This is a genomic window from Luteibacter sp. P4_D7_3 (assembly GCF_056401735.1).
Map to the genome: position 1 here is coordinate 1 of NZ_JBFUIT010000328.1, position 4276 is coordinate 4276.

Below are 4276 nucleotides of genomic sequence, written 5' to 3' on the forward strand. Positions count from 1 at the left end.
GAGATCGACCTCACCCAGGCGGGGTGCGGAGAGGCCGTCGGCATCCGTCACCAGTTCCATCACCAGCACGCCGTGGAAATAGCCGAACGGCTCGGGCACACGAACGCCAGCGTCGCGCAGCAGGTAAAGCGCATCGACCTCCGCGTTCTTCCAGGCCACTTCCTGTTGCTTGCGCCCGTACTTGCTGCCCTTGCCGATGGCGCGCGCCTCGCGGCTGCTGCCAACCTTGCGGCCTTCCTGGTACTGCACGCGTTGCTGGAAGCTGCGCTGCGCCATGTCCTTGTAGACCTTGGCGCAGCGTACGTCGTTGCCGCTACGGACAACGTACACGGCCGCCTCCTTGCCGCTCTTCAGCGGTCGGAGCACGTCGTCAATGATGCCGTCGTCGATCAACGGCTGCAGGCCTAGGGGGGTCTTCAAGGTATCTCTTGGGTCAGTAGCATGGCGAGGGCCGCCATTGACCCTTAATTCTCACATTTTCCTGCACATAGCGCCAATTCCGCCCCGTTTGGACCTTAGACGAGCCGCCTGTGCGTGACCGGTGGCCTTCGTCGTTGCGCGCTATCAATAATCGTCACGCTCAACGGCAGCATCAGGAAGCCCCTCTCGCCCGAAGCGGGAGGGGGTTCGTGAGCACCCTAGCCGGCGAAGAAGATGTATACAGCGCTGTAGGGCACGCGGACTTCCGCATTGACGTGGCCGGCGTCACAACCCGTGGCGGGTGCCACTCCGCCTTCGGTGCGGGTACGCACGACATACGCGACCTTGCTCATCACGCCGTTGCCCGTCTGCGACTTCGCATGAAGAACGATCCACGGTATGGCGCCGGCATCCGGCGAAGGCGACGCGTTCAGCGCTTCGCCGACGACCGTGCTGCCATCGTTCGCCTGCCAACTCGGCCCTGCGAAGTGCTTGCCGATGATGTTGCCCTTCGCGTCGCTCAACGTCGCTTCGGGCGCTTTCAGTGTCCATGCGTAAGTTGCTGCGGCCGCCTTGCACGTGTAGATCTGCACGCCCTTGCCGAAGGCCTCGATGGCAGATGGCTTTGCTGGCGCATCTTGGGCGCTGGCGCCCCCAATAAAGGCGACCAAGCAACTTGCCAGGATCGTGTGGGATGTGCGTTGGACTTTCATGGTGGATCCCGGAAGGAATGACGCCCTGACTATATCAACTCGTCATGACAGGGCGCCGCGGGCCCCTCACTGCATCGACGTAGCCACCAACCGCCCGATCCCGGCGAACCATGCATCGGCCTGCTCCGGGCTGGCAGGGGAGTCGCTCAGGAAGACCGCAACCATCCTGCGGCGGCCATCAGGCGCCGTCACGATACCCATGTCGTTCCAGGCACCCAGGCGATCGCTATAGGTACGGGCGGTGCCCGTCTTGTCGGCCAACTGGAATCCGGCGGGCAACCCGGCACGAAGCCGGTTGGGAATGACCTGCGCCGTCATCATGCCCAGCAACATGTTGGTGGAGGACGGCGAGACAAGTGCACCCGACTGGAGTTTGTCGAGGAAAGCCACCGCGCCATCGAGCGTCGTCGTGTTCACCTTGCTGGCCAATACCGCCTCGAAGCCCCTCTTCACACGCGCATCGGCGGCCTCGTCGGACTCGCCGGCGAGGGGCTGCTCACCGGGCTTCCTTCCGTTCAACATCCGGCTCAGCTCGCGCTCGCCCATGTCGATGCGCATGCCATGGACGCCCTTGCTCTCGAGGAACCGGGTGGCGACGCCACCACCTCCCAGGAGATTGAGCAATGCGTCGACGGCCGTGTTGTCGCTCTGCGTCACGGCGGCTCGAAGCAGCTCTTCGACGGAGACATCGACCGGACCCGCCTCCAGCCGTTTGCCAAGGGACGGAACCGCCGAACCCGGCACGATGTCCGCCGGCACCAGATGCACTTTCTGGTCGAGCCTGATCGCGCCACTGTCGACGCGAGCGAGCACCGCGGCGGCAATGGGCGCCTTGAAGGCGCTCATCATCAGGTAGCCGCGGCCATCATTCACCTTGATGGTCTTCCGGCTGGCCGGATCCATGACGATGATGCCAAGCGTGCCGGGGCGCGCTTCCTTCGCCACGTGATCAAGCGAGGCCTTCAGACTCGTATCGGCCGGTGCGGCAAAGGCGGCGCCCACCGCCAACGACAGGACCATCCCACGGAGCAGTTGCATCATCATCGGTACGCATTCCCAGGAGTAACGGACGCCCATGGTTGCGGGGCGAGCGGCTCACGCCGTGGCTGAAATGAGGCACTTTCGGGGCGGTGGCCGTGTGTCGCGGCGGTGGCCACTCACCCCTTACATGTCCCGCTTGCCACATAGTCGACGCCCGTCGCCACGGGCGTCGGTACACTCCCGCATCATGACGAACCTGTCCACTCGCCCGGCGCCGGCAGGCGCCCAGCCCGATCACGGTGCCACGCTTCCGCTGGCGGCCTTGTCCGTGATCTGGACGGCATTCTGGTTACTCATGATCACGTCCGCCCTCCAGGACGCCTCACGCAATCCGCTCACCCGCTGGTGGGAGCCTGTGCTGTGGGAGGGAAGTTCCGCACTGATCGCGACAGGATGGATGTGGCTCGCCGTCCGGGTTCGCGGCCGCTACGCACCGCTGCTGAACCAGCCCCTGACCTGGTTAGCCAGCTACCTGCGGTGGCTTCCCCTGATCATCGTCACGTTCATTGCCGGGGCATATGGGATACGGCATGGCGTTTACGCCGTGATGGGCCGTACCTACGAGCACTCGGGCTGGGGCTTCGTGCTTGCCTACGAAAGCGTCAAGCTGACGCTGTTTACCGGACTGTGGCTCGGGATCCTGTTCGGGATCGATTCCTATGGGCAGTGGCAACTCCAGCGACACCGTCTGTTGCAGACGCAGAAAGCACTGACCGAGGCGCAGCTCGCGCAACTCCAGGGGCAGCTGCGTCCGCATTTCCTGTTCAACGCGCTCAACACCGTGTCTGCCTTGATGCAGACCGACGTGGCGCGGGCCGACCGTCTGGTCGCGACCCTCGGAGACTTGCTGCGCATCAGTCTTCGGACGACGGAGAACGAGATGACGCCGCTCGCGGAGGAACTTCGCACCTTGGCGCTCTACACGGATGTCATGCGCGAGCGATTCCGCGACCGTGTGACGCTCAACTGGGAGACGGATCCGACGCTCATCGACGTGTCCGTTCCGGCACTCCTGTTGCAGCCCTTGCTCGAGAATGTGTTCAAGCACGGCGTCGAACGCACGGTGGCGCCGGTGCGCATCGGCATTCGAGTCCGGCGCGCAGAGGGCGCGCTGCACATCGTCGTGAGCAACTCGGGCTCCTTGCTAGCGCCCGGCCACCATGACGGGGTGGGATACCGCAATTGCAGGGAACGACTGAGCATCATCTACGGCGAGGCGGCTTCCCTGGACGTGCGCAACGAGGGCGACGGCGTGGCTGCGCGCGTCTCGATACCCCTGGCGGGCGCGGTCCGATGATCCGCGTCGTGGTCGCCGACGACGAGGCCCCGGCACGCGAGAAACTCGAACGCTGGCTTTCTGAGCAAGCGGACATCACGGTGGTCGGATCGACTGAAGACGGACTGTCGGCAGCGCGGTGTATCGAACAACTTCGTCCCGATGTTGCCTTCCTCGATGTCCAGATGCCGACGCTTTCGGGGCTCGATGTCGCGGCGCAGCTCGAGCCATCGAGCGCTCCGCTGATCGTGTTTGTCACCGCATTCGACGCCCATGCGGCCAAGGCGTTTGACCTCAACGCGATCGACTACCTGCTCAAGCCTTACGATCGGGATCGCTTCGTGCGTACCGTGCAACGCGTTCGGGAACGGCTGAACTCTCACGAATCCGGCGCAACGGCGGTGACGATGGGGCGCGCACAGACACCGCGCTGCGAGCGCCTTCTGGTGCCCGATGGTGACCGGCTACAGCTGATCGACGCGGCTTCCATTGAATGGCTCGAAGCGGACGACAACTACGTTCATGTGCATACGGCTTCCCGCACCTACCTGCTGCGCAGGACACTGCAGGACTTGCTTTCGCAGTTGGGTGAGCAGCGCTTCGTGCGGATACATCGGTCGACGGCGGTGAATCTGGGTTCGGTCGGATCGCTTACGCCCCTCTTCAAAGGCGATTACGACATCCATCTTCGCGACGGCCGCACGCTCCGCCTCAGTCGACGGTATCGCGAGGCGTTGTTTGCCCGCATGGGTCGATAGCGGCCACTCACCCCGCCCATGGGTCCGCTCGGCCCCTTTCAGCTGCCGACCGACAACCGATGCCTCTG

General features: G+C 64.2%; 5 protein-coding genes. 2 read left to right on the plus strand and 3 right to left on the minus strand.

The genetic code is table 11. The annotated features are described in order from the left end of the window. The 3 genes from AC1DSN_RS19135 to bla all read right to left on the minus strand — a co-directional run. The coding region (locus AC1DSN_RS19135; protein WP_477332255.1) for an RIO1 family regulatory kinase/ATPase domain-containing protein at window positions 1-420 on the minus strand (420 nt) is incomplete at its 3' end. 218 nt (window positions 421-638) lie between these two features. Beyond that, window positions 639-1133: a DUF3455 domain-containing protein gene (locus AC1DSN_RS19140; protein ID WP_477295926.1), complete on the minus strand. Its 495-nt coding sequence runs from the start codon at window positions 1131-1133 to the stop codon at window positions 639-641. A gap of 66 nt (window positions 1134-1199) precedes the next feature. Further along, complete coding sequence (bla, locus tag AC1DSN_RS19145) at window positions 1200-2177, minus strand: class A beta-lactamase (RefSeq protein WP_477295925.1); 978 nt, start codon at window positions 2175-2177, stop codon at window positions 1200-1202. A gap of 184 nt (window positions 2178-2361) precedes the next feature. Here bla and AC1DSN_RS19150 point away from each other — a divergent pair, with 184 nt between their 5' ends. Together AC1DSN_RS19150 and AC1DSN_RS19155 are read left to right on the plus strand one after the other, a co-directional pair. Next, window positions 2362-3471: a sensor histidine kinase gene (locus tag AC1DSN_RS19150; RefSeq protein ID WP_477295924.1), complete on the plus strand. Its 1110-nt coding sequence runs from the start codon at window positions 2362-2364 to the stop codon at window positions 3469-3471. Continuing rightward, window positions 3468-4208, plus strand: coding sequence for a LytR/AlgR family response regulator transcription factor (locus AC1DSN_RS19155; protein WP_477295923.1), 741 nt, complete (start codon window positions 3468-3470; stop codon window positions 4206-4208). The genes AC1DSN_RS19150 and AC1DSN_RS19155 overlap by 4 nt, the downstream gene beginning before the upstream one ends. The last annotated feature ends 68 nt before the right edge of the window (window positions 4209-4276 follow it).

Excerpts from the sequence above, each read along its gene's own strand:
- AC1DSN_RS19150 (WP_477295924.1), top strand. The coding sequence starts at position 2,362 with ATGACGAACCTGTCCACTCGCCCGGCGCCGGCAGGCGCCCAGCCCGAT.
- AC1DSN_RS19155 (WP_477295923.1), top strand. The coding sequence starts at position 3,468 with ATGATCCGCGTCGTGGTCGCCGACGACGAGGCCCCGGCACGCGAGAAA.
- bla (WP_477295925.1), bottom strand. The coding sequence starts at position 2,177 with ATGATGATGCAACTGCTCCGTGGGATGGTCCTGTCGTTGGCGGTGGGC.
- AC1DSN_RS19140 (WP_477295926.1), bottom strand. The coding sequence starts at position 1,133 with ATGAAAGTCCAACGCACATCCCACACGATCCTGGCAAGTTGCTTGGTC.